Origin of the sequence: Cellulosimicrobium cellulans, from assembly GCF_016907755.1 — a bacterium.
Taxonomy (GTDB): domain Bacteria; phylum Actinomycetota; class Actinomycetes; order Actinomycetales; family Cellulomonadaceae; genus Cellulosimicrobium; species Cellulosimicrobium cellulans_D.
Window position 1 is genome coordinate 3,175,059 of record NZ_JAFBCN010000001.1, and the last position, 22,754, is coordinate 3,197,812.

Annotated in this window: 24 protein-coding genes; 15 read left to right on the forward strand and 9 right to left on the reverse strand. The window is 72.5% G+C overall.

Going from position 1 to position 22,754, the window contains the following annotated elements; all coding sequences use genetic code 11:
• Positions 1-79 precede the first annotated feature (79 nt).
• Both JOE63_RS13870 and JOE63_RS13875 read left to right on the forward strand, forming a co-directional pair.
• The gene (locus JOE63_RS13870) at positions 80-1,924 is read left to right on the forward strand and encodes a DEDD exonuclease domain-containing protein (RefSeq protein ID WP_204542179.1); all 1,845 of its coding nucleotides are present in this window, start codon (positions 80-82) and stop codon (positions 1,922-1,924) included.
• Complete coding sequence (locus JOE63_RS13875) at positions 1,918-2,199, forward strand: Lrp/AsnC family transcriptional regulator (protein WP_087472312.1); 282 nt, start codon at positions 1,918-1,920, stop codon at positions 2,197-2,199. The genes JOE63_RS13870 and JOE63_RS13875 overlap by 7 nt, the downstream gene beginning before the upstream one ends.
• A gap of 46 nt (positions 2,200-2,245) precedes the next feature.
• Here JOE63_RS13875 and trpD read toward each other — a convergent pair whose 3' ends face one another.
• Together trpD and JOE63_RS13885 are read right to left on the reverse strand one after the other, a co-directional pair.
• Positions 2,246-3,343 (reverse strand): anthranilate phosphoribosyltransferase, encoded by a 1,098-nt coding sequence (gene trpD / locus JOE63_RS13880; RefSeq protein WP_087472313.1) that lies wholly within the window; start codon positions 3,341-3,343, stop codon positions 2,246-2,248.
• A 33-nt stretch (positions 3,344-3,376) separates the two neighbouring features.
• Positions 3,377-3,814, reverse strand: coding sequence for a response regulator transcription factor (locus JOE63_RS13885; protein WP_087472314.1), 438 nt, complete (start codon positions 3,812-3,814; stop codon positions 3,377-3,379).
• 317 nt (positions 3,815-4,131) lie between these two features.
• Here JOE63_RS13885 and ctaE point away from each other — a divergent pair, with 317 nt between their 5' ends.
• The 5 genes from ctaE (at position 4,132) to JOE63_RS13910 (ending at position 9,269) form a co-directional block, all read left to right on the forward strand.
• The gene (gene ctaE, locus JOE63_RS13890; RefSeq protein ID WP_087472315.1) at positions 4,132-4,782 is read left to right on the forward strand and encodes an aa3-type cytochrome oxidase subunit III; all 651 of its coding nucleotides are present in this window, start codon (positions 4,132-4,134) and stop codon (positions 4,780-4,782) included.
• A gap of 74 nt (positions 4,783-4,856) precedes the next feature.
• Positions 4,857-5,636, forward strand: coding sequence for a cytochrome bc1 complex diheme cytochrome c subunit (gene qcrC, locus JOE63_RS13895; RefSeq protein ID WP_087472316.1), 780 nt, complete (start codon positions 4,857-4,859; stop codon positions 5,634-5,636).
• Entirely contained in the window at positions 5,633-6,694 is a 1,062-nt protein-coding gene (qcrA, locus tag JOE63_RS13900) for a cytochrome bc1 complex Rieske iron-sulfur subunit (protein ID WP_374059040.1), read from the forward strand. The genes qcrC and qcrA overlap by 4 nt, the downstream gene beginning before the upstream one ends.
• The gene (gene qcrB, locus JOE63_RS13905; RefSeq protein WP_204542180.1) at positions 6,691-8,454 is read left to right on the forward strand and encodes a cytochrome bc1 complex cytochrome b subunit; all 1,764 of its coding nucleotides are present in this window, start codon (positions 6,691-6,693) and stop codon (positions 8,452-8,454) included. Before qcrA ends, qcrB begins: the two co-directional genes overlap by 4 nt.
• Before the next feature lie 188 nt (positions 8,455-8,642).
• The gene (locus tag JOE63_RS13910) at positions 8,643-9,269 is read left to right on the forward strand and encodes a superoxide dismutase (protein WP_053369073.1); all 627 of its coding nucleotides are present in this window, start codon (positions 8,643-8,645) and stop codon (positions 9,267-9,269) included.
• Positions 9,270-9,445: 176 nt separating this feature from the next.
• Here JOE63_RS13910 and JOE63_RS13915 read toward each other — a convergent pair whose 3' ends face one another.
• From JOE63_RS13915 to ctaC, 3 genes are read right to left on the reverse strand one after another with little or no spacing between them, the layout of a single operon-like run.
• Positions 9,446-9,844, reverse strand: a complete 399-nt coding sequence (locus JOE63_RS13915) for a cytochrome c oxidase subunit 4 (protein ID WP_047234280.1) — start codon at positions 9,842-9,844, stop codon at positions 9,446-9,448.
• Positions 9,841-11,664: an aa3-type cytochrome oxidase subunit I gene (ctaD, locus tag JOE63_RS13920; RefSeq protein ID WP_204542181.1), complete on the reverse strand. Its 1,824-nt coding sequence runs from the start codon at positions 11,662-11,664 to the stop codon at positions 9,841-9,843. The genes JOE63_RS13915 and ctaD overlap by 4 nt, the downstream gene beginning before the upstream one ends.
• Positions 11,664-12,584 carry an aa3-type cytochrome oxidase subunit II gene (gene ctaC, locus JOE63_RS13925; protein WP_087472318.1) on the reverse strand — a complete coding sequence of 307 codons (921 nt, stop codon included), beginning with the start codon at positions 12,582-12,584 and terminating at the stop codon, positions 11,664-11,666. Before ctaC ends, ctaD begins: the two co-directional genes overlap by 1 nt.
• A 400-nt stretch (positions 12,585-12,984) precedes the next feature.
• Here ctaC and JOE63_RS13930 point away from each other — a divergent pair, with 400 nt between their 5' ends.
• A complete protein-coding gene (locus tag JOE63_RS13930) occupies positions 12,985-14,130 on the forward strand; it encodes a cysteine desulfurase family protein (RefSeq protein WP_204542183.1) in 1,146 nt (381 codons plus the stop codon).
• On the forward strand, positions 14,127-14,387 hold the full coding sequence (locus JOE63_RS13935; RefSeq protein WP_204542185.1) for a sulfurtransferase TusA family protein: 261 nt from the start codon (positions 14,127-14,129) through the stop codon (positions 14,385-14,387). Before JOE63_RS13930 ends, JOE63_RS13935 begins: the two co-directional genes overlap by 4 nt.
• 102 nt (positions 14,388-14,489) lie before the next feature.
• On the opposite strand, the gene erpA is transcribed toward JOE63_RS13935, so the two are convergent.
• A complete protein-coding gene (gene erpA / locus JOE63_RS13940; RefSeq protein ID WP_047234275.1) occupies positions 14,490-14,840 on the reverse strand; it encodes an iron-sulfur cluster insertion protein ErpA in 351 nt (116 codons plus the stop codon).
• A gap of 191 nt (positions 14,841-15,031) precedes the next feature.
• On the opposite strand from erpA, the gene JOE63_RS13945 reads away from it, so the two are divergent.
• The gene (locus tag JOE63_RS13945) at positions 15,032-15,460 is read left to right on the forward strand and encodes a VOC family protein (RefSeq protein WP_087472321.1); all 429 of its coding nucleotides are present in this window, start codon (positions 15,032-15,034) and stop codon (positions 15,458-15,460) included.
• 14 nt (positions 15,461-15,474) lie between these two features.
• Here the strand turns inward: JOE63_RS13945 and JOE63_RS13950 are convergent, their stop codons facing one another.
• The gene (locus JOE63_RS13950; protein WP_204542186.1) at positions 15,475-16,692 is read right to left on the reverse strand and encodes a glycerate kinase; all 1,218 of its coding nucleotides are present in this window, start codon (positions 16,690-16,692) and stop codon (positions 15,475-15,477) included.
• Between the two features lie 114 nt (positions 16,693-16,806).
• Between JOE63_RS13950 and nadA the strand changes: the two genes are divergently transcribed.
• Positions 16,807-18,015, forward strand: coding sequence for a quinolinate synthase NadA (gene nadA, locus JOE63_RS13955; RefSeq protein WP_204543737.1), 1,209 nt, complete (start codon positions 16,807-16,809; stop codon positions 18,013-18,015).
• A 59-nt stretch (positions 18,016-18,074) separates the two neighbouring features.
• Positions 18,075-18,674 (forward strand): DJ-1/PfpI family protein, encoded by a 600-nt coding sequence (locus JOE63_RS13960; RefSeq protein WP_204542188.1) that lies wholly within the window; start codon positions 18,075-18,077, stop codon positions 18,672-18,674.
• Between the two features lie 27 nt (positions 18,675-18,701).
• On the opposite strand, the gene JOE63_RS21465 is transcribed toward JOE63_RS13960, so the two are convergent.
• A complete protein-coding gene (locus JOE63_RS21465) occupies positions 18,702-19,097 on the reverse strand; it encodes a DUF3817 domain-containing protein (protein WP_307840108.1) in 396 nt (131 codons plus the stop codon).
• A 95-nt stretch (positions 19,098-19,192) separates the two neighbouring features.
• On the opposite strand from JOE63_RS21465, the gene JOE63_RS13970 reads away from it, so the two are divergent.
• On the forward strand, positions 19,193-19,723 hold the full coding sequence (locus tag JOE63_RS13970) for an acyl-CoA thioesterase (RefSeq protein ID WP_204542190.1): 531 nt from the start codon (positions 19,193-19,195) through the stop codon (positions 19,721-19,723).
• A 47-nt stretch (positions 19,724-19,770) separates the two neighbouring features.
• The gene (locus JOE63_RS13975; protein WP_204542191.1) at positions 19,771-20,595 is read left to right on the forward strand and encodes a hypothetical protein; all 825 of its coding nucleotides are present in this window, start codon (positions 19,771-19,773) and stop codon (positions 20,593-20,595) included.
• A gap of 37 nt (positions 20,596-20,632) precedes the next feature.
• Here JOE63_RS13975 and JOE63_RS13980 read toward each other — a convergent pair whose 3' ends face one another.
• Positions 20,633-22,075, reverse strand: coding sequence for a dipeptidase (locus tag JOE63_RS13980; protein ID WP_374059042.1), 1,443 nt, complete (start codon positions 22,073-22,075; stop codon positions 20,633-20,635).
• A gap of 81 nt (positions 22,076-22,156) precedes the next feature.
• Between JOE63_RS13980 and JOE63_RS13985 the strand changes: the two genes are divergently transcribed.
• Positions 22,157-22,750 (forward strand): DUF3043 domain-containing protein, encoded by a 594-nt coding sequence (locus JOE63_RS13985; RefSeq protein ID WP_141391294.1) that lies wholly within the window; start codon positions 22,157-22,159, stop codon positions 22,748-22,750.
• The last annotated feature ends 4 nt before the right edge of the window (positions 22,751-22,754 follow it).

Consider the following 22,754-nt stretch of genomic DNA (forward strand, 5'->3'; position numbering starts at 1 on the left):
ATGCCGTGCCCGTGCCGCACCGAGGACGTCGTCGCGTCCCGCCCCGGCCGTGTCGGTGGCCGTCGCTAACCTCGCCGCCATGTCGTCCGGCCCCCTCCTCGCCTCCTCGCGCGAGGGGTCCGCGCCACGCGGCGTGCCCGTCCAGCCCACGCTCGACGACCTCGGGACACCGCTGCGCGACGTGACGTTCGTCGTCGTCGACCTGGAGACCACGGGCGGGTCGCCCGCGGGGGCGGGGATCACGGAGATCGGCGCCGTGAAGGTGCGCGGCGGCGAGGTGCTCGGGGAGTTCCAGACGCTCGTGGACCCCGGAGTCCCGGTCCCGGCCTTCGTGGCCCGGCTGACGGGGATCACCTCGTCCATGGTCGCGACCGCCCCGCGCATCGAGGCCGTGCTGCCGAGCTTCCTGGAGTTCGCGCGCGGCGCCGTGCTCGTCGCGCACCACGCACCGTTCGACATCTCGTTCCTCAAGGCGGCGTGCCGGGCCGCGGGCTACGAGTGGCCCGGGAACCAGGTGCTCGACACCGTCCCGCTCGCACGCCGCGTCGTCACCCGGGACGAGGCACCGAACCACAAGCTCGCGACCCTCGCCGCCCTGTTCCGCGCCACGGTGACGCCGGACCACCGGGCTCTCGCCGACGCGCGGGCCACGGTGGACGTGCTGCACGCGCTCCTCGCGCGGCTCGGGCCGCTGGGCGTCACCCACCTCGAGGACCTCGCGGGCGCGACCGACCCGGTCCCGCAGGACGTGCGGCGCAAGCGCCACCTCGCGGACGACCTCCCGGACGCTCCGGGCGTCTACCTCTTCCGCGGGCCCGGCGAGGAGGTGCTCTACGTCGGCACGTCGACGTCGATCCGGCGCCGTGTCCGGTCCTACTTCACCCGCTCGGAGAAGCGCAGCCGCATCACGGAGATGGTGCGCATCGCGCACGCCGTCACCCCGGTCGTGTGCGCGACGCCGCTCGAGGCGCAGGTGCGCGAGCTGCGCCTCATCGCGGAGCACGCGCCGCGCTACAACCGGCGGTCGCGCCACCCTGAGCGCATGACCTGGGTCCGGCTCACGGACGAGACGTACCCGCGCCTGTCCGTCGTGCGGGACGTCCGCGCCCCGGCGGCCCACATCGGGCCGTTCGCGTCCAGGCACCAGGCCCAGGCTGCGGTCGACGCCCTCCACGACGCGTTCCCGCTGCGCCAGTGCACGCGTCGGCTCCCCGTCGTCGCCTCACCGGGGGCCACGGCGTGCGTCCTCGCCGAGATGGGGCGGTGCTCGGCGCCGTGCACGACCGTCGAGCACGACGCCGGCTACGCGGCCGTCGCCGTCGGCGTGCGGGAGGCGTTCGAGGGCGACCCGTCCCACGTCGTCGCGGAGCTCGGGCGACGGATCGTCGCGCTCTCGCGCGACGAGCGGTTCGAGCAGGCGGGCGAGCTCACGCACCGGCTGCGGGCCTTCCTCACGGGCGCCGCGCGGGCCCAGCGGCTCGCCCCGCTCGCGGCGTGCGCCGAGCTCGTCGCGGCCCGCGCGACGGACGCGGGCGGGTGGGAGATCGTCGTGGTGCGGCACGCGCGCCTGGCCGCGACCGGGGTGAGCGAGCCCGGCGTGGACCCGTGGCCGCTCGTCGACGCCCTCGTCGCGACGGCGGAGACCGTGGCGCCGCCCGTGCCGCCCGCCCCGGCGAGCCACCCGCACGAGGCCGAGATCCTGCTGTCCTGGCTCCAGGAGCCGGGCGTGCGGATCGTCGACGTCACCGGCCCGTGGGCGTGCCCGGTCCGCTCCGCGGGGTCGCACGTGGACCTCGCCGCCACGGCTCGCGACGTCGCCCGCCACGCCGACCCCGACGACCGGCCCGAGCTGGCGCACGCGGCGCCCGGCGTGACCGTAGAGTGGTCGCCAGTCGACGACCCGACCCCGGAGGAACCATGCTGACCGCCATCGTCCTGATCGACACCGAGCCCGACCGCATCCCCGAGGTCGCGTCCGAGGTCGCGGACCTCCGCGGCGTCAGCGAGGTCTACTCGGTCACGGGCAAGGCGGACCTGGTCGCGATGGTGCGCGTCCAGGAGCACGACCAGCTCGCCGACGTCATTGCGGACCGCATCAGCAAGGTCCCCGGGGTCGTGCGGACGGAGACGTTCATCGCGTTCCGCGCCTACTCGAACGTCGACCTCGAGCAGGCGTTCGCGCTCGGCCTCGACGACTGACGGGCCGCCCGGCACGTGCCGGCCGGCTCGTCCCCGTGAGAGCGGGTCAGTCCCGTGCGGCGGCCTCGGCCCAACGCGCGAGGACGTCGCGGGCCGCGCCGGTGTCCACGCTGCGCGCCGCGATCTCGTAGGCGGCGCGGAGCCGCTCGGCGAGCGTCCCCGCGGCGGTCCCGGGCAGCGTGCCGTCCGCGACGAGCCCGGCGGCCGCGTTGAGCAGCACCGTCTCGCGCACGGGACCGGTCTCGCCCGCCAGGAAGCGTCGCGCCACGTCGGCGTTGTGCGCCGCCTCGCCGCCCCGCAGGTCGGCGATCGTCACCGGCGCGAGCCCCAGGTCCGCGACCGGGTCGAGCCGGTGCTCGGCGACGACGCCGTCGCGCACCTCCCACACCGTCGCCCCGCCCGTCGCCGCGAGCTCGTCGAGCCCGTCGTCGCCGCGGAACACGAGCGCCGAGGTCCCGCGCCCCGCGAGCACCCCGGCGATGAGCGGCGCCATGCGCGCGTCCGCGACGCCGATCGCCGCCGCACGCGGCTGTGCGGGGTTCGTCAGCGGGCCGAGGACGTTGAACGCCGTCGGGATGCCGAGCTCCTTGCGCGCGACGCCCGCGTGGCGCATGGACGGGTGGAAGACCATGGCGAAGCAGAAGGTGATCCCCGCCTCCTGCACGATGCGCGCCACGCGCTCGGGCCCGTGGTCGAGCCGGATGCCCAGCTCCTCGAGCACGTCCGCCGCGCCCGACGACGACGTCGCGGCCCGGTTGCCGTGCTTGACGACCCGCACGCCCGCGCCTGCGATGACGAGCGAGGCCATGGTCGAGATGTTGACCGTGTGGGCGCGGTCGCCGCCCGTGCCGACGATGTCGACCGCCGGCCCGTCCACGGCGAACCGGCTCGCGTGGGCCAGCATCGCGTCGGCGAGGCCCGTCAGCTCGGCGACGGTCTCGCCCTTCGCGCGCAGCGCCACGAGGAAGCTCGCGAGCCGCACCGGCGACACCTCGCCCGACATCACCTGGTCCATCGCCCACGCGGTGGAGTCGGCGTCGAGGTCGTGCCCCGCGACGAGCTCGGTCAGCAGGCCGGGCCACGTGAGTCCCGTGCCCGTCGAGTCGCTCGTGGTCGAGGCGGCGGGGTGCGGGGTGGCGGTCACGGGTGGCCCTTCGGCTGGTCGGTCTCCTGTCGGCTACCGCGTGCCGGCGGCACGCAGCAGGTCGGCGACGGCACGCTGGAGCGCGACCGCGTCGAACGGCCGGGGCACCGCGTCGTCGGCGAGCGACCACGATGCTAGCCAACCGTCCTGCGGCCTGCCGGTGAGGACCAGGACGGGCGGGCAGCGGTAGACCTCGTTCTTGAGCTGGCGGCACAGACCCATGCCGCCGGCCTTGTCGGCCTCGCCGTCGAGGACGAGCAGGTCCCAGCCACCTGCGTCCGCGGAGGTCACGACGGCCGCCGGGGTCGCGACCTCGAGCCACTCGATGTCCGGCTGACCCGCACCCAGCCGCCGCCCGACGGCGAGGCGCACCTGCTCGCGCACCGACACGTCGTCGCTGTAGAGGAGGATGCGCGGCGCGCGCGGGGTCACGGTCGTGTCCCCGTGCGTCGTCGTCACGGTCGTCGTCATCGTCGTCACCGTCGCCTTCGTGGTTCCCTCGGGTGGTCCGGGAGGGCGCACCCCAGCGCCTGAGGTGCGCGCGTCCCGACTGGCATCTTGGCACGTCGGAGCCGATCGCAGCACCCCCTCGCGCGGTCCCGGCGCCGACCGGCCACGGACCCGGGACCAAGGGCCCTGGCCGGGTTCGTGAGCGCGCCAGTTTCATGGCACTTAGCAGCGATCCGTCACCAAGTGCAGGTCTCCGTGGGAAGATCTGGAGACATTGTGAGATTCACCGCCTCCGGGCGGCCGTCTGCGTGCCGCGAAGGGGCCGTTCGTCGGCCATAATGGCTCCTGTGTCGACCGCAACGGCTGCCCCCCACGCCCATCAGCACGTGAGCGTCAACCGACCGAACCCCGTCTCGGTCGGGACGATCGTGTGGCTGGCCAGCGAACTCATGTTCTTCGCCGGCCTCTTCGCTATGTACTTCACGGTCCGCGCCGTGATGCCCGCCGACGAGTGGGCCCTGCAGGCGGACAAGCTCAACCTGACCTTCGCGGCGATCAACACGACCGTCCTGGTGCTGTCGTCGGTGACGTGCCAGATGGGCGTGTGGGCCGCCGAGCGCTTCCAGCCCGTGCGCACCGGCTCGATCTTCCAGGTGAACCGCTGGGGGATGAACGAGTGGATGACGCTCACGTTCCTCATGGGCGCGTTCTTCATCGGCGGTCAGATCTTCGAGTACGCCGAGCTCGTCGAGCACGGCGTCTCGATCTCCTCGACGCCCTACGGCTCCGTCTTCTACATCACGACCGGCTTCCACGGACTCCACGTCGTCGGCGGCCTGATCGCGTTCCTGTTCCTTCTCGGCCGCTCGTTCTCGGCCAAGAACTTCGGGCACCACGAGGCCACGACGGCCATCGTGACGTCCTACTACTGGCACTTCGTCGACGTCGTGTGGATCGCGCTGTTCTTCGTGATCTACATCTTGCGCTGACGACACGCCCGGGGTCCGCCCCGGCCCGCCCACCCGCCCCCCTGCTCCCCCACCTGCGAGACGAGGATCATTTCGTGAAGGCACTCGCCGCCCGCAGACACCACCGCCTCGCGCCGGTCGTGCTGCTGCTGCTGGCGCTGCTGGTCACCGGTGGCGTCTACGCCGCCTTTGCACCGACTCCGGCCAACGCCGAGACCGCCAGCACCGAGGACATCGAGACCGGCCAGAAGCTGTTCCAGGCCAACTGCGCCACGTGCCACGGCCCGAACGCCGAGGGCACGGACACGGCTCCGTCGCTCGTCGGCGTCGGCGCCGCGTCGGTCGACTTCCAGGTGTCCACCGGCCGCATGCCCATGCAGATGGACGGTCCGCAGGCCATCCAGAAGCCTCGCCAGTTCAACGAGGAGCAGACGGCGCAGCTCGCCGCCTACGTCGCCTCGCTCGGTGCCGGCCCGGCGATCCCGACGGACGAGCAGGTCGACGCCTCGCTCGGCGACGTCGCGAACGGCGCCGCGATCTTCCGCACCAACTGCGCGATGTGCCACAACGCCGTCGGCGCGGGCGGCGCGCTCTCCGAGGGCAAGTTCGCGCCCCCGCTGTGGGAGACGTCGGAGCGCAACATCTACCAGGCGATGCTCACCGGCCCGCAGTCGATGCCGGTCTTCAACGACGCGACCATCACGCCCGAGGAGAAGCGCGACGTCATCGCGTTCCTCGAGTTCCAGCGCGAGGGCTCGGCCGGTGGCCTGTCGCTCGGCTCGCTCGGCCCGGTCAGCGAGGGCCTGTGGGCCTGGATCGTCGGAATGGGCCTCCTCATCGGGGCCGCAGTGTGGATCGGAGCGAAGTCCTCGTGAGCGACTACCAGAACCCCCGGTCGCCCGAGTCCTCGCACCGCGAGGTCGGGCACCGCGAGGAGCACGGCACCCTCGAGACGTTCCCGGACCCCGGTCTGCCGGAGCACAAGAGCCGCATGGCCGACCGCGACCCGAAGGCGTCGAAGCGCGGCGAGCGCCAGGTCGCGACGCTCTTCGGCATCTCGGTGATCGGCACGATCGCCGCGCTGGTCGTCTACTTCGTCATCCCCCCGGACGGGACGACGGCGGGCGTGCGCCTGTCGACGCTCTCGCTCGGTGTGGCCATCGCCTTCGCGCTGCTCGGCATCGGCCTCGGCGCGGTGCACTGGGCGAAGGTGCTCATGTCCGACCACGAGAAGGTGGACGAGCGCCACCCGATCGCGAGCGACGCGGAGACCCGCGTCGGCGCGATCGCCGAGCTCGAGGCCGGCGCCAAGGACTCGGGCATCGCCCGCCGCGGCGTCCTCAAGGGCGCGGTGATCTCCGCGCTCGCGCTGTTCCCGCTCACCATCGCGGTCCCGCTCGTCGGGAGCGTCGGGGGCGACTGGAACGTCTCGAAGTTCAAGCACACGCTCTGGAAGCCCGGGACGCGCCTCGCGATCGACCCCTCCGGTCGGCCCATCAAGGCGGCGGACGTGACGATCGGCTCGGTCGTGCACATCATCCCGGAGGCCTCCCAGGAAGAGATGCAGTCCCACGAGTGGATCACGGAGAAGGCCAAGGCCGTCGTCCTGCTGGTCCGTCTCGACCCGCGCGACATCGTGTCCGACCAGTCCCCCGAGGGTGAGACCTGGTCGTACGACGGCATCGTCGCGTTCTCCAAGATCTGCACGCACGTCGGCTGCCCCGTGGCGCTCTACGAGCAGCAGACGCACCACCTGCTGTGCCCGTGCCACCAGTCGACGTTCGACGTGGCCGACAGCGCCAAGGTGGTCTTCGGGCCCGCGAAGCGGCCCCTGCCGCAGCTGCCGATCACCGTTGATGACGAGGGCTACCTGGTCGCCCAGAGCGACTTCCACGAGCCCATCGGCCCGAGCTTCTGGGAGCGTCTGAAGTGACCACCAGCACCGGAACCGCCGCACCCAAGGCGGCCGCACCGAAGGCAGCCGCGCCGACGACCCCCGCCGGCAAGGCCGCCGACTACCTGGACCAGCGCACGGGCGTCGGCGTCGCCGTCAAGGAGTTCGCGCGCAAGGTCTTCCCCGACCACTGGTCGTTCCTGCTCGGCGAGATCGCGCTGTACTCGTTCGTCGTCCTGATCCTCACGGGCATCTTCCTGACGATGTTCTTCGTGCCGAGCATGTCGCTCGTCACGTACCACGGCGAGCCCGCGTCGATGAACGGCGTGCTCATGTCCGACGCGTTCGCGTCGACGCTGCACATGTCGTTCGAGGTCCGTGGCGGTCTGCTCATGCGGCAGATCCACCACTGGGCGGCGCTGATCTTCCTCGCGGCGATCGTCACGCACATGATGCGCGTGTTCTTCACCGGCGCGTTCCGCAAGCCGCGCGAGATCAACTGGCTCGTCGGCATGCTGCTCATGATCATGGGCCTCGCCGCCGGCTTCTCCGGCTACTCCCTCCCGGACGACGTCCTCTCCGGCAACGGCCTGCGCATCACCGACGGCGTCGTGAAGTCGATCCCGCTCATCGGGTCGTACCTCTCGTACTTCATCTTCGGCGGCGAGTTCCCGGGCGAGCACATCATCCCGAGACTCTTCACGGTGCACATCCTGCTCGTGCCGGGCCTGATCCTCGCGCTCGTCGCGCTCCACCTGTTCTTCGTCGTGCTGCACAAGCACACGCAGTACCCCGGTGGCGGTCGCACGGACAAGAACGTGGTCGGCTACCCGCTGTTCCCGGTGTACGTGGCCAAGGCCGGCGGCTTCTTCTTCGTCGTGTTCGGCATCCTCGCCCTCATGGGCGGCACGATGGCGATCAACAACGTGTGGAACTACGGCCCGTTCGACCCGTCACCGGTGTCCGCGGGAGCCCAGCCCGACTGGTACATGCTGTTCCTCGAGGGCTCGCTACGACTGATGCCCGGCCAGGCGGAGTTCGTGACGTGGGGCGACTACACCGTGCCCCTCAACGTCCTGATCCCGGCGGTGGTGGTACCCGGTCTGCTGTTCACGTTCCTCTTCGTCTACCCGTTCCTCGAGGCCGCGGTGACGAAGGACAAGCGTGAGCACCACGTCCTCGACCGCCCGCGCAACGTGCCGGTCCGCACCGGCCTGGGCGTCGCGTTCCTCACGGCGTTCATCATCCTGGCGCTCGCCGGGTCGAACGACCTCATCGCGACGCACTTCCACATGTCGATCAACACGATCACGTGGGCGTTCCGCGTCCTCTTCTTCGTCGGGCCCTGGTTCGCGTTCTGGATCACCAAGCGCATCTGCCTCGGCCTGCAGCGCAAGGATCGCGAGCTCGTGCTCCACGGCCATGAGACGGGCCGGATCGTGCGGTTCGCGCACGGCGAGTACATCGAGGTCCACCGCCCGCTCGACGAGCAGGAGCGCTGGCTCCGGGTCAACTACCAGGCTCACGAGCCGCTCGAGATCGAGCCAGCGACGGACTCCCGCGGTGTCCGGCGCAAGGGCTACAAGAAGGACAAGCGCCTCCAGCGTCTGTCGCGGTTCTTCTACGAGGACCGCATCGAGCCCGTGTCACCCGCCGAGCTCGCGGCCGCGCACTCCCACGGCGAGCACGACGCGCTCGAGAGCGAGAGCCACGAGCAGATCGAGGCCGGTGCCGCCACCGTCGGTGGTGGGCGCGACCTCGTCGAGCCGGAGAAGGGCGCCGACGAGCGTCGACCCTGAGGTTCCTGCACAGTAGGACGATGACCCGCGACCAGTCCCCTCATCGAGGCGGACGGGTCGCGGGTCATCGTCGTCTCGGCACCCGGGTGCGGGCAACCGCGCCCGCCTGAGGGCCAGAGACACCGTCAGTTCACCACACAGCGGCCGCGAGACGCTCTCCCGCGGTTCCGTACCAGGAGGTACTCCGGATGCCTGTCTACACCCTGCCCGAGCTGTCCTACGACTACGGTGCGCTCGAGCCGCACATCTCCGGGCGGATCATGGAGCTGCACCACTCCAAGCACCACCAGGCCTACGTCACCGGCGCGAACACCGCCCTGGAGAAGCTCGCCGAGGCCCGCGAGACCGGCGACTTCGCCGCGATCAACCTGCACGAGAAGAACCTCGCGTTCAACCTCGGCGGCCACGTCAACCACTCCGCGTTCTGGACCAACCTCTCCCCCGAGGGCGGCGGCGAGCCCACCGGCGAGATCGGCGCCGCGATCGACGAGCACTTCGGCTCCTTCGACGCCTTCAAGAAGCAGTTCGCCGCCGTCGCCGCCGGCGTCCAGGGCTCCGGCTGGGCCATCCTCGCCTGGGACTCCATCGGCTCCAAGCTCGTCACCGTCCAGCTCTACGACCAGCAGGGCAACCTCACCCTCGGCCTCACGCCGATCGTGCTGCTCGACGTCTGGGAGCACGCCTACTACCTCGACTACCAGAACGTGCGCGCCGACTACGTCACCGCCTGGTGGAACCTCGTCAACTGGTCCGACGCCGAGGCCCGCCTCCAGCGCGCCAAGACCCAGACCGCCGGCCTCATCGTCCCCGCCTGACGAAGCCACCCCCGGGCGAGCACGACCCTGCTCCCCCACCACAACGACGTTGGTCCCGTTATCCACCGGATAACGGGACCAACCTCGTTCTCGGCGGGTACCCGGAAACGACCAACGGCCCGGTCCCCACGAGGGGGCCGGGCCGCTCGGACGTCCGAGGGGGGACGTCGGGTCGATCAGTGAGCGTGCTGGCCGCGAGAGAACTCGAAGACCCAGCCGACGAGGGCGACCGCGGCGAGCGCGATCCCCACGTAGACGAGCCACCAGCCGACGGCGAGACCGAGGAAGACGATCGCGGCCGAGCCGGCGATGGCGAGCGGCCACCAGCTCCACGGGGCGTAGACGCCCTGGTCGCCCGCGCCCTGCTCGATGAGACCCTCGGGGTCGTCCTCGGGACGGGCGTCGATGCGCTTCGCCGTGAGCATGAGGTAGGCACCGATCATCGCGACCAGCGCACCGGTCAGGAGGATGGCGACCGACCCGACGGGCTCCCAGTGGCTCCAGAAGCCGTAGACGAGCCCTGCGGCGATGAAGAACGGCGTCCCGTAGAGGAACAGCTTGTACTCGACCTTCACTTCCCGGCCTCCTCGTCCGTCGTGCCCGTGCGGGGTTCGTCGACGATCGTGGTCGTCGTGGAGTCGCTCGTGCTCTCCGCGCCGCTCAGGCGGTCGAGCGCGACGCTCTTCTCGCCCCGACGGTCAGCCTCGCCGTAGACCTTCTCGAGGACGTTCGGGTTCGGCTCGGCGTGGTCCATCGCCGCGACCTCGGGGTGGTGCAGGTCGAACGCGGGCGACTCGGAGCGGATGCGCGGCAGGGACGTGAAGTTGTGCCGCGGCGGCGGGCTGGACGTCGCCCACTCGAGCGAGCGGCCGTAGCCCCACGGGTCGTCGACCTCGACCTTGGGCGCGTTGCGCCAGGTCGTGTAGACGTTCCAGAGGAAGGGCAGGGTCGACGCGGCGAGGATGAACGCCCCGACCGTCGAGACCTGGTTCTCCCACGTGAAGCCGTCCGACGGCGCGTAGTCCGCGTAGCGACGCGGCATGCCCTCGACACCCAGCCAGTGCTGGATGAGGAACGTCGTGTGGAAGCCAATGAACAACAGCCAGAAGTGCAGCTTGCCGAGGCGCTCGTTGAGCATGCGGCCGGTGAACTTGGGCCACCAGAAGTAGAAGCCCGCGAACATCGCGAACACCACGGTGCCGAACACGACGTAGTGGAAGTGCGCCACCACGAAGTAGGAGTCGGACAGGTGGAAGTCCAGCGCCGGGCTCGACAGGATGACGCCCGTCAGACCGCCGAAGAGGAAGGTCACGAGGAAGCCGATCGACCACAGCATCGGTGTCTCGAACGTGAGCTTGCCTCGCCACAGCGTGCCGATCCAGTTGAAGAACTTCACACCGGTCGGGACCGCGATGAGCATCGTCATGAACGCGAAGAACGGCAGCAGGACCGCGCCGGTCACGTACATGTGGTGCGCCCACACCGTGACGGAGAGCGCCGCGATGGCGATCGTCGCGTAGACGAGGCCCTTGTAGCCGAAGATCGGCTTGCGGGCGAAGACCGGGAAGATCTCGGACACGATGCCGAAGAACGGCAGCGCGATGATGTAGACCTCAGGGTGCCCGAAGAACCAGAACAGGTGCTGCCAGAGGATCGCACCCCCGTTCTCGGGGTTGAAGATCTGAGCACCGAAGCGCCGGTCGGCGCCGAGCGCGAAGAGCGCGGCGGCCAGGGGCGGGAACGCCATGAGCACGAGGAGGCTCGTGATGAGCGTGTTCCACGTGAAGATCGGCATGCGGAACATCGTCATGCCGGGCGCGCGCATGGTGATGATCGTCGTGATGAAGTTGACGGCACCGAGGATCGTTCCGAAACCGGCGAGCGCGAGGCCGAACACCCACAGGTCTCCTCCGAGACCCGGACTGAACGTCGTGTTCGACAGCGGCGCGTACGCGAACCATCCGAACGAGGCCGCGCCCTGCGGCGTGAAGAAGCCCGCCGAGGCGATGAGCCCGCCGAAGAGGTAGAGCCAGTACGCGAACATGTTCAGTCGCGGGAACGCGACGTCCGGCGCACCGATCTGCAGCGGCATGATGACGTTGGCGAACCCGGCGAACAGCGGGGTCGCGAACAGCAGCAGCATGATCGTGCCGTGCATCGTGAAGAGCTGGTTGTACTGCTCCTTGCTCTGCACGAGCTGGATCCCGGGCTCGAAGAGCTCCGCGCGGATCACGAGGGCCATGAGGCCGCCGATGCAGAAGAAGATGAACGACGTGATCAGGTACATGTACCCGATGGTCTTGTGGTCGGTGGACGTGACCCACTTGATCACGGTCCGACCGAGGGTCTGCCGCCGAGGGGCGAGACCGGGGATGACTTCGGCCTGCGCGACCATCAGTGCTCACCCTCCGTGCTAGCAGGGACGGGGTTCGGGTCCTGGAGGCGGCTGAATCCCTCCACCGGGATCTGGCCCTCCTGCCCCTTCTCGCGGAGCGCCTCCATCTGCGCGTCGAACTCGGCGCGGTCGACGATCTCGACGTTGAAGAGCATCCCGGAGTGGTGCTCGCCACAGAGCTCGGCGCACTTGCCGGCGTAGACGCCCTCGCGCTGCGGGGTGACCACGAACTCGTTGGTGCGGTGCGGGATCATGTCGAGCTTGTAGAGGAACGCGGGGATCCAGAACGAGTGGATGACGTCGCGCGAGTCCAGGACGAAGCGGATGCTCTCGCCCGCGGGCAGGTACAGCGTCGGCAGCGCCTCCGACGTGCCGGGGGCACCGTCGATCTCCGCGTCCACCGTCATCGTGCCGCCGACGTCGGCGAGGTGCTGGCCGCTCTCGTAGACGTCCTCGTCCACGTAGTTGAAGTCCCAGCTCCACTGCTTGCCGATGACCTGGACGGTCATGTCGGACTCCACGTCCTTGTCCACGATCGCGCTCATGTCGCGGTCCGTGTAGAAGAACAGGACGAGGACCATGATGATCGGCACGGCCGTGTACATGATCTCGAGCGGCAGGTGGTACCGCGTCTGGATCGGGAGCCGGTGGTCGTCCTTGCGCTTGCGGTAGGCCGCGACGCACCACAGCATGAGGCCCCACGTGATGACGCCGACGATGAGGGCGGCGATCCACGAGCCGGTCCACAGCGACGTGATCCGGGCGGTCTGGTTGGTCACCTCCCCGTCCTCGTAACCGGGCAGGAACCCGCGCTGGACCGTGTCGCTGGCGCAGCCGGACGCCACCGCAGCGACGGCGACGGCGAGGGCCGTCGCCCGCAGGATGGTGCGCCGTGTGCGGCTAGGGGGTTGCGAGTGCAAGGGGGGCCTTTCACGTCACGTCCTGCCCGAGCCCGCCTTTACGAGCCCAGCACAGGACCTTCGTCCTCGACACACGAAGCCTAGCGCGGGATTCCGCCCTTCGTGGCCCGGAACGCGCTGCGGGCGGGCGAGATGCGGCACACGTCGTGGCCGGTCAGGACGGGTTCACCACACCCGCGCCACGTCTGTCAGATCCTTGCCACACCGACACGCCGGGCGGTGGAGCGGTACCGTGCCGGTGGAGCGTGCGGGCCGGCCCCGACGCCCCGTCGCGGTCCGCGTGAGCGCAACGATCCGATGCCCCGCGGGAGACCACGACGCGCCCGCCCGGGCGCGGTCGACCGGCTCCCCCGGCCCGCGCCTCGCCCTGCGACGCGACCGCCAGCGCCCTGGAGACCATGTGACACACACCACCCCCGTTCGCCGGGCCCGTCTCGACAACGGCGGGCGCGCGCCCTGGCACCCGCTCGCGCGCGAGGCCTTCGACCGCGCGCTCGACGACGGCTGGGCCGACCCCCGCCGCCTGCACGCCGAGGGCCGCCGCGCCGCCGCGCTGCTCGACGGCGCCCGCGAAGCCGTCGCCGCAGCGCTCGGCGCGCGGACGGAGGAGGTCCACCTCACACCCTCCCACACCGCGTCGCTGCACACCGCCGTCGCCGCGCTCGCCGGGGCACGTTCGCGCGTCGGCCGGCAGGTCGTCGTCGGAGCCGTCGAGCGCGCCGCCCTCCTGCACGCCGCCGAGCACGGCGGGCTCGAGCGGGAGGTCGTCGGCGTGGACCGCGCCGGTCGGGTCGACGCCGCCGCGATGTCCGTCGCCGTCGCGCGCCCGGGCGTCGCGCTCGCCGCGCTCCAGCTCGCCAACGGCGAGGTGGGCACGCGCCAGCCGGTCGCGGCGGTGCACGAGGCCGCACGGGGCGCCGGGGTCCCCCTCCTCGTCGACGCCGGGGCGAGCATCGGCCACGACGCCGTCCCGGTGGCCTGGGACGCCCTGGCCGCCGACCCTGCCGACTGGGGCGGAGGTCCCGGCGTCGGGGTCCTGGCGGTCCGGTCCCGCGTACGACGGCGCAGCCCGTTCCCGGAGGACCCCGACCCCTGGGCCCCCGGCGGGGTGTCCGTCCCCGCGGCGTTCGCGGCCGCCGTGGCGCTCCAGGCGGTGCTGGCGGACCGGGAGGCCGAGGACGCGCGGCGCCGCGCGCTCGTCGACCGGGTCCGCGCGGGCGTGGCCGAGATCCCCGACGTCGAGGTCGTGGGTGACCCGGTCGACCGCCTGCCGCACGTCGTGACCTTCTCGTTCCTCTACGTGGACGGCGAGGCGCTGCTCACGGACCTCGACCGCGAGGGGATCGCCGTCGGCTCGGGCTCCGCGTGCACGTCGAGCTCGCTGGAGCCGTCGCACGTCCTGGCCGCGATGGGTGTCCTCACGCACGGCAACGTGCGCGTCGCGCTCGACCGGTCGACGACCGAGGCGGACGTCGACCGGCTGCTCGCCGTGCTGCCCGGGGCGGTCGCGCGCGTGCGCGCCACGCTGGGGGTGCAGGGCCTGTGACGGACGACGCCCCCGACGTGGTCGACGCGCGCGGGCTGCGCTGCCCGCTCCCCGTGATCCGGATCGCCGCGGCCGCACGCGACCGGGCCCCGGGCACGCGCCTCACGGTGTGGTCGACGGACCCGGCCGCGCGGCTCGACGTCCCGGCCTGGGCCCGGATGCGCGGTCACACCGTCGTCGGGGAGGAGCCGCTCCCCCGCGCGCACGACGACCACGACGGGGACGCCTGGGCGATCACGGTCGAGCTCGGCGCCTGACGCGGCGGCACCGTCCCGCGACGACGCGAGCCCGGCCACCCGCGGTGCGGGTGACCGGGCTCGTGCGGTCCGGTACGGCGTGCGCGGGGCACGCCGGGCGGGTCAGCTGAAGGAGCCGCCGCAGGCGCAGGCGCTGCCCGCGTTGGGGTTGTCGATCGTGAAGCCCTGCTTCTCGATCGTGTCCGCGAAGTCGATCGTCGCGCCCTCGAGGTAGGGGACGCTCATCTTGTCGACCACGACCTCGACGCCGTCGTAGTCGCGCAGCGCGTCGCCGTCGAGCACGCGCTCGTCGAAGTAGAGCTGGTAGATCAGTCCGGAGCAGCCGCCGGGCTGCACCGCGACGCGCAGGCGCAGGTCGTCGCGACCCTCCTGCTCGAGGAGGGTGCGGACCTTGTCCGCGGCTCCGTCGGTCAGGTTGACGCCGTGCGTGGCAATGTCGGTGGTCTCGCTCATCTCGTCTCCGCGCTGTCGGGGGCAGTGCTGCCCCGGTGGTGGCCGGCTTCTACGGACCTCTCGAGAGAGATCCCGTCAGGTCCTCAACACCACTCGTGCCGGTCGTGTTCCCGAGTCTACGACCACCCGGCGGCGTACGGTCGAACGGAGCCCGCGCCGCACCGGCGGCGCGGCCCGCCGACGGGAGACGCATGGACCAGGCGTTGCACTTCGTCACGGTCGCGACGCGCGACCTCGACGCCGCGCGGAGCTTCTACGGCGCGCTCGGCTGGACCGCGCAGCTCGACGTGCCCGGCGAGATCGTCTTCTACCGCTCGGCGGCGGGCCAGCTCCTCGGCTTCTTCGAGGAGTCGGCCTTCGCGCGCGACGCCGGCACCCCCGACGCGACGCCTGCCACGACGGGCCTCACGCTGTCGCACAACGTGGGCTCCCGGGCAGCGGTCGTCGAGCTCGCGCAGGCGATGGTCGCCGCGGGCGGGACCGTCCGCAAGGAACCGCAGGAGGGCGAGTTCGGCGGCGTCTTCCACGCGCACGTCGCCGACCCCAACGGCCTCGTGTGGGAGATCGCCCACAACCCCGCCTGGTCGGTCCGCGCGGACGGGACCGTCGACCTCGGCTGAGGCGACCTGGGGCGTCAGCCGCGCGACCACGTCCGCGCGACGCGCTCCACGAGGGCGCGCGGGTCGCCGTCGCCCCACGCGTAGGTGCCGCTCACACCGGCCGCGGCCTGCTCGCGCCGCCCCGCGACGACCGCGCGCGCCACCACGACCACCGGGAGCGCGTGGTGGGCGGCCCGGGCCGCGACCTCGCGCACCGTCCCGCCCCCGAGCTCGTGCGCACCGAGCTCGTCCGCGAGCACGACGACGGCGTCCACGCCCGCGAGCCGCGCGTCCAGACCCAGGTCGTCGGCGACCACGCGCAGCGCGGGCACGAGACGGCCGCCCAGCGCCACCACCGCGTGGGCGAGCCCGCCCCCGCTCCCCGTCCCCGGCAGGCCCGCCAGGCGACGGCCCGCCGACGACGCGGCGAGGAGGCCCCGGCCCGCGAGCGCGCCTCCGCCCCCCGCTGTCGCTCCGGCGTGCTCGACGGCGGACGCCACGTCGTGCGCGACCGCGCCGAGCGCGCGCTCGAGGTGCTGCGCCACCGCCGGGTCCACGTGGCGTGCATCGAGCGTGGCGCTCGCCCCGTGCAGCCCGAGCAGCGGGAGGTCGGACGCGACGGCCGCCACGAGGTCGGTGCCGCCCAGAGCGGCCCGCGCGGCGCGCACGACGTCGTCCGGGACGGTGGTCCCGTGGTCACCGACGTGCGTCGGCGACCCCGCGAGCGCCAGGAGCGCGCCGAGCCCGGCGTCGTGGCTCGTGCTCCCGCCGGTGGCGAGGACGACGCGCCCGGGCGCGCCGTCCGGTCCGCGCGCCGCGTCGGCCGCGAGCGCCAGGAGGTGCCCGGCGGCGGTCGAGGACCGGGCGGGCACGGTCACCGCTCCCGCGTCGCCCTCGAGCACCTCGCTCGCACCGGTCGCGGGCACCTGCGAGGCGTCGGCGTAGACGGTCCGGCGCGCGCCCGTGCCGTCGCCGGCCGAGGTCCGGCGGCGCACCGCGACCGGGACGTCGACCCCGTCCGGCCCGGGGACCACACCGGCGAGGACCTCGGGCGCCACGGGCGCGACGGCGTCGAGGAACGCGGGCCCGGCCACGGCGAGCGCCACGGTCTCGACGTCGGCGTGCGGCGACCACCACCCGGCGACGTCGTCGAGCGTCGGCCCGGCGGGACCGGGTGGCGACGGAGCCTCTGCGGCCGGCCACGCGCCGTCGGGCACGGGTGGGACGGCGGACCCGGTGAGCAGCACGCGCATGCCCGGATTGTGCCAGGGCCACGGCCCGTCCGGTCCCCGCGGGACGCCCGCTCGACCGCGGCGGCGCTGTGCGACGATGGTGCCGTGAGCACTGGTAGCACCTTGCTGTCGTCCGTGGACGGGCCGAACACCTCGCGCCAGGGCGGGTTCGCGGAACCCAGTCCTTCCGCCCTGCTCCTGCTGGGACAGGGCCGTGACCTCGCGTCCGAGCGCGGGGTCGAGTGCGTGGGCGACCTGCCCGCGCCGAGCGACCCGGACCTCGTGGAGCGCGCCCGGGTGGCGCGCGCCGCGCTGGGCGAGCGGGCGTTCGTGCTCGGTCACCACTACCAGCGCGACGAGGTCATCGACTTCGCCGACGTGACGGGCGACTCGTTCAAGCTCGCGCGCGAGGCCGCCGCGCGGCCCGAGGCCGAGTTCATCCTCTTCTGCGGCGTGCACTTCATGGCGGAGAGCGCGGACATCCTCACGTCCGACGCGCAGCAGGTCGTGCTGCCGGACCTCGCGGCCGGCTGCTCGATGGCGGACATGGCGGCGATCGACCAGGTCGAGGACGCGTGGGACGTGCTCCAGGAGGTCGGCATCGCCGACGCGACGATCCCCGTGACGTACATGAACTCCTCGGCCGCGATCAAGGCGTTCACGGGCCGCCACGGCGGCACGGTCTGCACGTCGTCGAACGCGGAGGTCGCGCTGCGCTGGGCGTTCGACCAGGTGGGCGGCGTGGACGGCACGGGCAAGGTCCTGTTCCTCCCGGACCAGCACCTGGGCCGCAACACCGCGGTGTTGAAGCTCGCGATGTCGCTCGACGACTGCGTCGTGTTCGACCCGCGCAAGCCGAACGGCGGCCTCACGGACGCCGAGCTGCGCGACGCACGCATGATCTTGTGGCGAGGGCACTGCTCGGTGCACGGGCGGTTCTCCGCGAAGAACGTGAGCGACATGCGCGCCGCGGTGCCGGACGTCAACGTGCTCGTGCACCCGGAGTGCAAGAACGAGGTCGTCACGGCTGCGGACCTCGTCGGGTCGACGGAGTACATCATCAAGATGCTCGACGCCGCGGAGCCTGGCTCCTCGTGGGCGATCGGGACCGAGCTCAACCTGGTGCGCCGCGTCGCGCGCGCCCACCCGGACAAGCAGGTGCACTACCTCGACTCGACGGTGTGCTTCTGCTCGACGATGAACCGGATCGACCTGCCGCACCTCGTGTGGGCGATGGAGTCGCTCGTCGCGGGTCGCGTGGTCAACCGGATCGTCGTGGACGCCGACGACGCGCACTGGGCGCGCGTCGCGCTCGACCAGATGCTCGCCCTGCCGGGCATCTAGGGCGCTCGGACGCAGGAGCCGACGAGAGCCTCGAGACGCCGGGGCACGCGGAGGTAGGCATGAGCACCGGGAACGGGATGAACGTCGGGATCTTCGTCTTCGACGAGGCGGAGGAGCTCGACGTCGCCGGGCCGTTCGAGGTGCTGTCCGCCTGGGCAGAGCACTCCGCGCTCAAGCCGCACGTCTCCACGTTCTCGTGGGACGGCGGCGGCGTGCGCCTCGCGAAGGGCCTGCGGCTGCTGCCGGACCGCTCGGCGGACGACGTCGGCCCCCTGCACCTGCTGGTCTACCCCGGCGGCTGGGGAACCCGTTCTCTGCTCGCGGACCGGGTGCACCTCGAGTGGCTGCGCGCGATGCGCGCCCAGACCCCGGTCATCGCGAGCGTGTGCACGGGCTCGCTCGTGCTCGCGGCCGCAGGGCTGCTCTCGGGTCGGCCTGCCACGACCCACTGGGAGCACTACGACGAGCTCACGGAGATCGACCCGAGCGTCGTGGTCGACACGGAGGCGCGGTTCGTCGACGACGGCGACGTCGTCACGTCCGCGGGCGTGTCCGCGGGAATCGACATGGCGCTGTACCTCGTCGCGCGCCTGGAGAGCGACGAGGTCGCGCGCGCGGTGCGACGAGCGATCCAGTACGACCCCGACCCGCCGGTCTGAGGCGCCGTCGTCGCGACGCCCGCGGGATCAGGCTCCGGCGACCTCGGTCCGGCTCGCCGGGCGCGTGTAGCGGCCCGAGCGGTGCGCCCAGACGTCGAAGACGACGGTGCAGAAGGGCGGGACCGTCGCGGCCAGCGCGAGGAAGGTCGTCCAGAGCGACCAGCGGACGCGCACGGCGACGAGCACGGCGAGGGCGACGTACACGAGCACGAGGGCGCCGTGGATCGGTCCGAAGATCTCCACCCCGCGCTCGGTCGTGCCGGCGACCCACTTGAGGTACATGCCGACGAGCAGCCCGGCCCAGGAGAACGCCTCGGCGATCGCGACCGCGCGGAAGGCACGGACCTGCCACGGGTGCGCCGGCGTGGGCGACCCGGTGTCGGCGGTGGCGGTGGGGCGAGGGGCGGGGCTCGTCGTCGTCACGGCGCGCATCCTCGCACACGCAGATGACAGGGCCGCCCGGGACTCCTGCGGCGGAGGTACCTGATACCGCTGGTGCGAGGTAGTAGCCTGCCCGGGTGACCCGCCAGATCCAGCTCCTCGTCGCCAGCACGCTGCCGCGCAAGGCCGTGCCGGGCCGCGGCGTCCTCGAGCCGTCCGTCACCCGCATGCGCGTGCACCCGGGCGACCTCGACTTCTACCTGCACGTCAACAACGGGACGTACCTCCAGATGATGGACGTCGCGCGCAGCAACTTCATCGCCGACCTCGGCGGGTTCCCCCTGCTCAGGGACAAGGGCTGGTACCCCGTCGTCGCGGCGTCGACCATGAAGTACCGCCGCTCCCTCCAGCTGTGGGACCGCTTCGAGATCGCCACGCGCGTCCTCGGGTGGGACGAGCGCGTCGTCTACCTCGAGCAGGTGTTCTCGCGCGGCGGCGACCTGTGCGCGCGCGGCCTCGTCGCGGGGCGGTTCCTCGCGCGCGGGTCCGGCGACCGGATCGCCGCGCCCGCCGTCGTCGGGCTCCTCGGGGGCGACGTCGCCTCGCCTGAGCTCCCCGACGACGTCGCCCGGTGGTCACGGGCGGTCGACGTCGCGCACCGCGGCTGACGACCGGCACCCTGGTCCCGCGCGCAGTCGGGTGCTTCGATGGCTCGGTGACCGCCGACCGAGCACCTGACCCCGACCCGAACCCGGACCGCCCCGCCACCGACCCGTTCGACGCGACCATGGTCCCGGCCCTGCCCTGCCGGGACATCGACGAGCTGCGCGACTTCTGGACCGCGCTCGGCTTCGACGTGACCTACCGCCAGCTCCGGCCCAACCCGTACCTCGCGGTGCGCCGCGGCGGCGTGGACATCCACTACTTCGGGCTCGCCGGGATCGAGCCGCAGGACAGCTACAGCACGTGCATCGTCGTCGTGGAGGACACGGCGCCGGTCTTCGAGGCCTTCGCCGCGGGGCTGCGCGCCCGCTACGGGCGCCTGCCGCTCACGGGCTTCCCCCGGATCACCCGACCCCGGCGGCGCGCGAACGCGGGCGGCACGACGGGCTTCAGCCTCGTGGACCCCGCCGGCAACTGGGTCCGCGTGATGCGCCGCTCCCCCGCCGCGGCGGCGCCGACCACGGACGCGGCCGGGGCGTCCGCCGTCGACGCGTACGCCGCCCGCCCCGAGGGGCGGCTCGCGCGGGCGCTGGACGACGCCGTCGTGCAGGCGGACTCGCACGGCGACCCCGTCCAGGCGCGCAAGATCCTCGCGGGCGCGCTCCGGCGCTCCGGGGACGACGCCGACCCCGCAGACCGTGTGCGCGCCCTCGCCTACCTCGCCGAGCTGACCGTCCGTGCGGGCGACCCCGACGCGGCCCGCACGCACCTCGACGACCTCGAGGCGCTGGCGGGCGCCCTCGCCTCCGAGGTGCGCGCCGCCGTCGGGCCGACCCTCGCCGAGGCGGCGGACCTGCGGGCGGCGCTCCCCCGCTGACCGGGCGAGCGCCGTCGCGTGGGAACGCGGGCGCAGGTCAGGCGATCGCGCCGCCGAGCCAGGCGAGCAGGAGCGCCTCGGCGAGCACGACCTTCTCGAGCTCGCCGAGGTGCACCGACTCGTTCGCGCCGTGCGCGCGCGAGTCCGGGTCCTCGACGCCCGTCACGAGGATCGCCGCGTCGGGGAACACCTCGAGCAGGTCGGCGATGAACGGGATCGAGCCGCCCACGCCGATGTCGACCGGGTCGGTGCCCCACGACGTCGCGAACGCCCACCGCGCCGCCCGCATGGCCTCGGAGTCGCCGGGGGCGAGGAACGGCTTGCCCTGCTCGCCGTCGCGCACGGTGACCCGGGCGCCGAGGGGCGCGTTCGTCTCCAGGTACGTGCGGAGCGCGGCCATCGCGGCAGCCGGGTCCTGCCCCGGCGCGAGCCGCACCGAGAGCTTCGCGGTCGCGCGGGGGGTGAGCGTGTTGGACGCGTGCGCGACGCTCGGCGCGTCGAGGCCGATGACGGCGATCGTCGGCTTGGTCCACAGCCGCCCGGCGATGCTGCCCTCCCCCGCGAGGATCGTGCCGTCGAGGAGCGACGAGTCGGCCCGGAAGTCGGCCTCGGCGTAGTCGACGGTCGGCTCGGCCGCCGTGACCAGCCCGGGCACCGCGACGTTGCCCGCGTCGTCGTGCAGGGTCGCGATCAGTCGCGCGAGCAGCGTCACGGCGTCGAGCACGGGGCCGCCGAACATGCCCGAGTGCACCGCGTGGTCGAGCGCCGCGACCTCGACCTCGCAGTCGACGAGGCCGCGCAGCGACGTCGTGAGGGCCGGGACGCCGATCTTCCAGTTCGAGGAGTCCGCGACGACGATGACGTCGGCCGCGAGCAGGTCGCGGTACTGCGTGAGGAACGGCAGGAACGTCGGCGAGCCGATCTCCTCCTCGCCCTCGACGAAGACCGTCACCCCGACCGGGAGGTCGCCGAGCGCTGTGCTCGCAGCCAGAGCACGCAGCGCGCCCAGGTGCGCCACGACGCCCGCCTTGTCGTCGGCCGCGCCGCGGCCGTACAGGCGCCCGTCGCGCTCGGTCGGCTCGAACGGGTCGGTCTCCCACGTGGCGGCGTCGCCCGGTGGCTGCACGTCGTGGTGCGCGTACAGCAGGACGGTCGGCGCGCCGTCGGGAGCCGGACGGCGCGCGACGACGGCGGGCGCGCCCTCGGTGCCGTCGGCGGTCCGGGCGCGCAGCACCTGCACCTCGGGCAGACCGGCGTCACGCAGGAGCGCGGCGACGGCGTCGGCGCTCGCCGCGACGTGCGCCTGGTCGAACGCGGCGTTCGAGACGCTGGGCACGCGCACGAGGGACTCGAGGTCCGCGCGCAGCGCGGGGAACAGGCGGGCCACGGTCTCGCGGAGCGTGGTCGCGAGCTCGTGACCGGGCGCGGCGTCGGGCGCGGTGCCGGGCACAGGGACGGTGGGGTCGGGTGAGTTCGTCACGACGAGCACCGTACGACACCACGTGCCGGCCGGTCCTGGGACCGGCGTCCGGCACTGCCCCGGCTCGACTACCCTGGAGGGGTGTTCTCCCGCAACAAGCCCGCCGCGACGTCCGCCGCCCCCGACCCCGTCGAGCAGGCGGCCGAGATCGAGGCCGCCGGCAAGGGCCGACCGACGCCCAAGCGCAAGGTCTCCGAGGCCGCGAACAAGCGACCCCTCGTGCCGAACGACCGCCGCGCCGCCGCGAAGTCCGCGCGGGAGAAGCAGCGCGAGATGCGCGACCGTCAGTACCAGGCGATGCAGACGGGCGACGAGCGCTACCTGCCGCCCCGCGACAAGGGTCCGGTCAAGCGCTACGTCCGCGAGTACGTCGACGCGCGCTGGAACCTCGGCGAGTTCTTCCTCCCCGTCGCGCTGGTGTTCATCGTCTTCTCGTTCCTCACCGCGCAGAACCAGGACCTCGCGTTCCTCACCGTGATGACGCTCTACGTCATCGTGCTGCTGACCGTCGTGGACGGCTTCATCATGTGGCGCCGCCTGCGCAAGCGCCTGCTCGCGAAGTTCGGCGAGGTCCCCAAGGGCACCGTCATGTACGCGGTCATGCGCGCTTTCCAGCTCCGCCGCGCGCGCCTGCCCAAGCCGACGCACAAGAAGCACGGCGTCTACCCGGAGTGACCCG

Excerpts from the sequence above, each read along its gene's own strand:
- ctaD (WP_204542181.1), bottom strand. The coding sequence starts at position 11,664 with ATGGTCGCGCAGGCCGAAGTCATCCCCGGTCTCGCCCCTCGGCGGCAG.
- JOE63_RS13875 (WP_087472312.1), top strand. The coding sequence starts at position 1,918 with ATGCTGACCGCCATCGTCCTGATCGACACCGAGCCCGACCGCATCCCC.
- JOE63_RS13945 (WP_087472321.1), top strand. The coding sequence starts at position 15,032 with ATGGACCAGGCGTTGCACTTCGTCACGGTCGCGACGCGCGACCTCGAC.
- JOE63_RS13910 (WP_053369073.1), top strand. The coding sequence starts at position 8,643 with ATGCCTGTCTACACCCTGCCCGAGCTGTCCTACGACTACGGTGCGCTC.
- erpA (WP_047234275.1), bottom strand. The coding sequence starts at position 14,840 with ATGAGCGAGACCACCGACATTGCCACGCACGGCGTCAACCTGACCGAC.
- JOE63_RS13885 (WP_087472314.1), bottom strand. The coding sequence starts at position 3,814 with ATGACGACGACCGTGACGACGACGCACGGGGACACGACCGTGACCCCG.
- ctaE (WP_087472315.1), top strand. The coding sequence starts at position 4,132 with ATGGCTCCTGTGTCGACCGCAACGGCTGCCCCCCACGCCCATCAGCAC.
- JOE63_RS13950 (WP_204542186.1), bottom strand. The coding sequence starts at position 16,692 with ATGCGCGTGCTGCTCACCGGGTCCGCCGTCCCACCCGTGCCCGACGGC.
- JOE63_RS13960 (WP_204542188.1), top strand. The coding sequence starts at position 18,075 with ATGAGCACCGGGAACGGGATGAACGTCGGGATCTTCGTCTTCGACGAG.
- JOE63_RS13870 (WP_204542179.1), top strand. The coding sequence starts at position 80 with ATGTCGTCCGGCCCCCTCCTCGCCTCCTCGCGCGAGGGGTCCGCGCCA.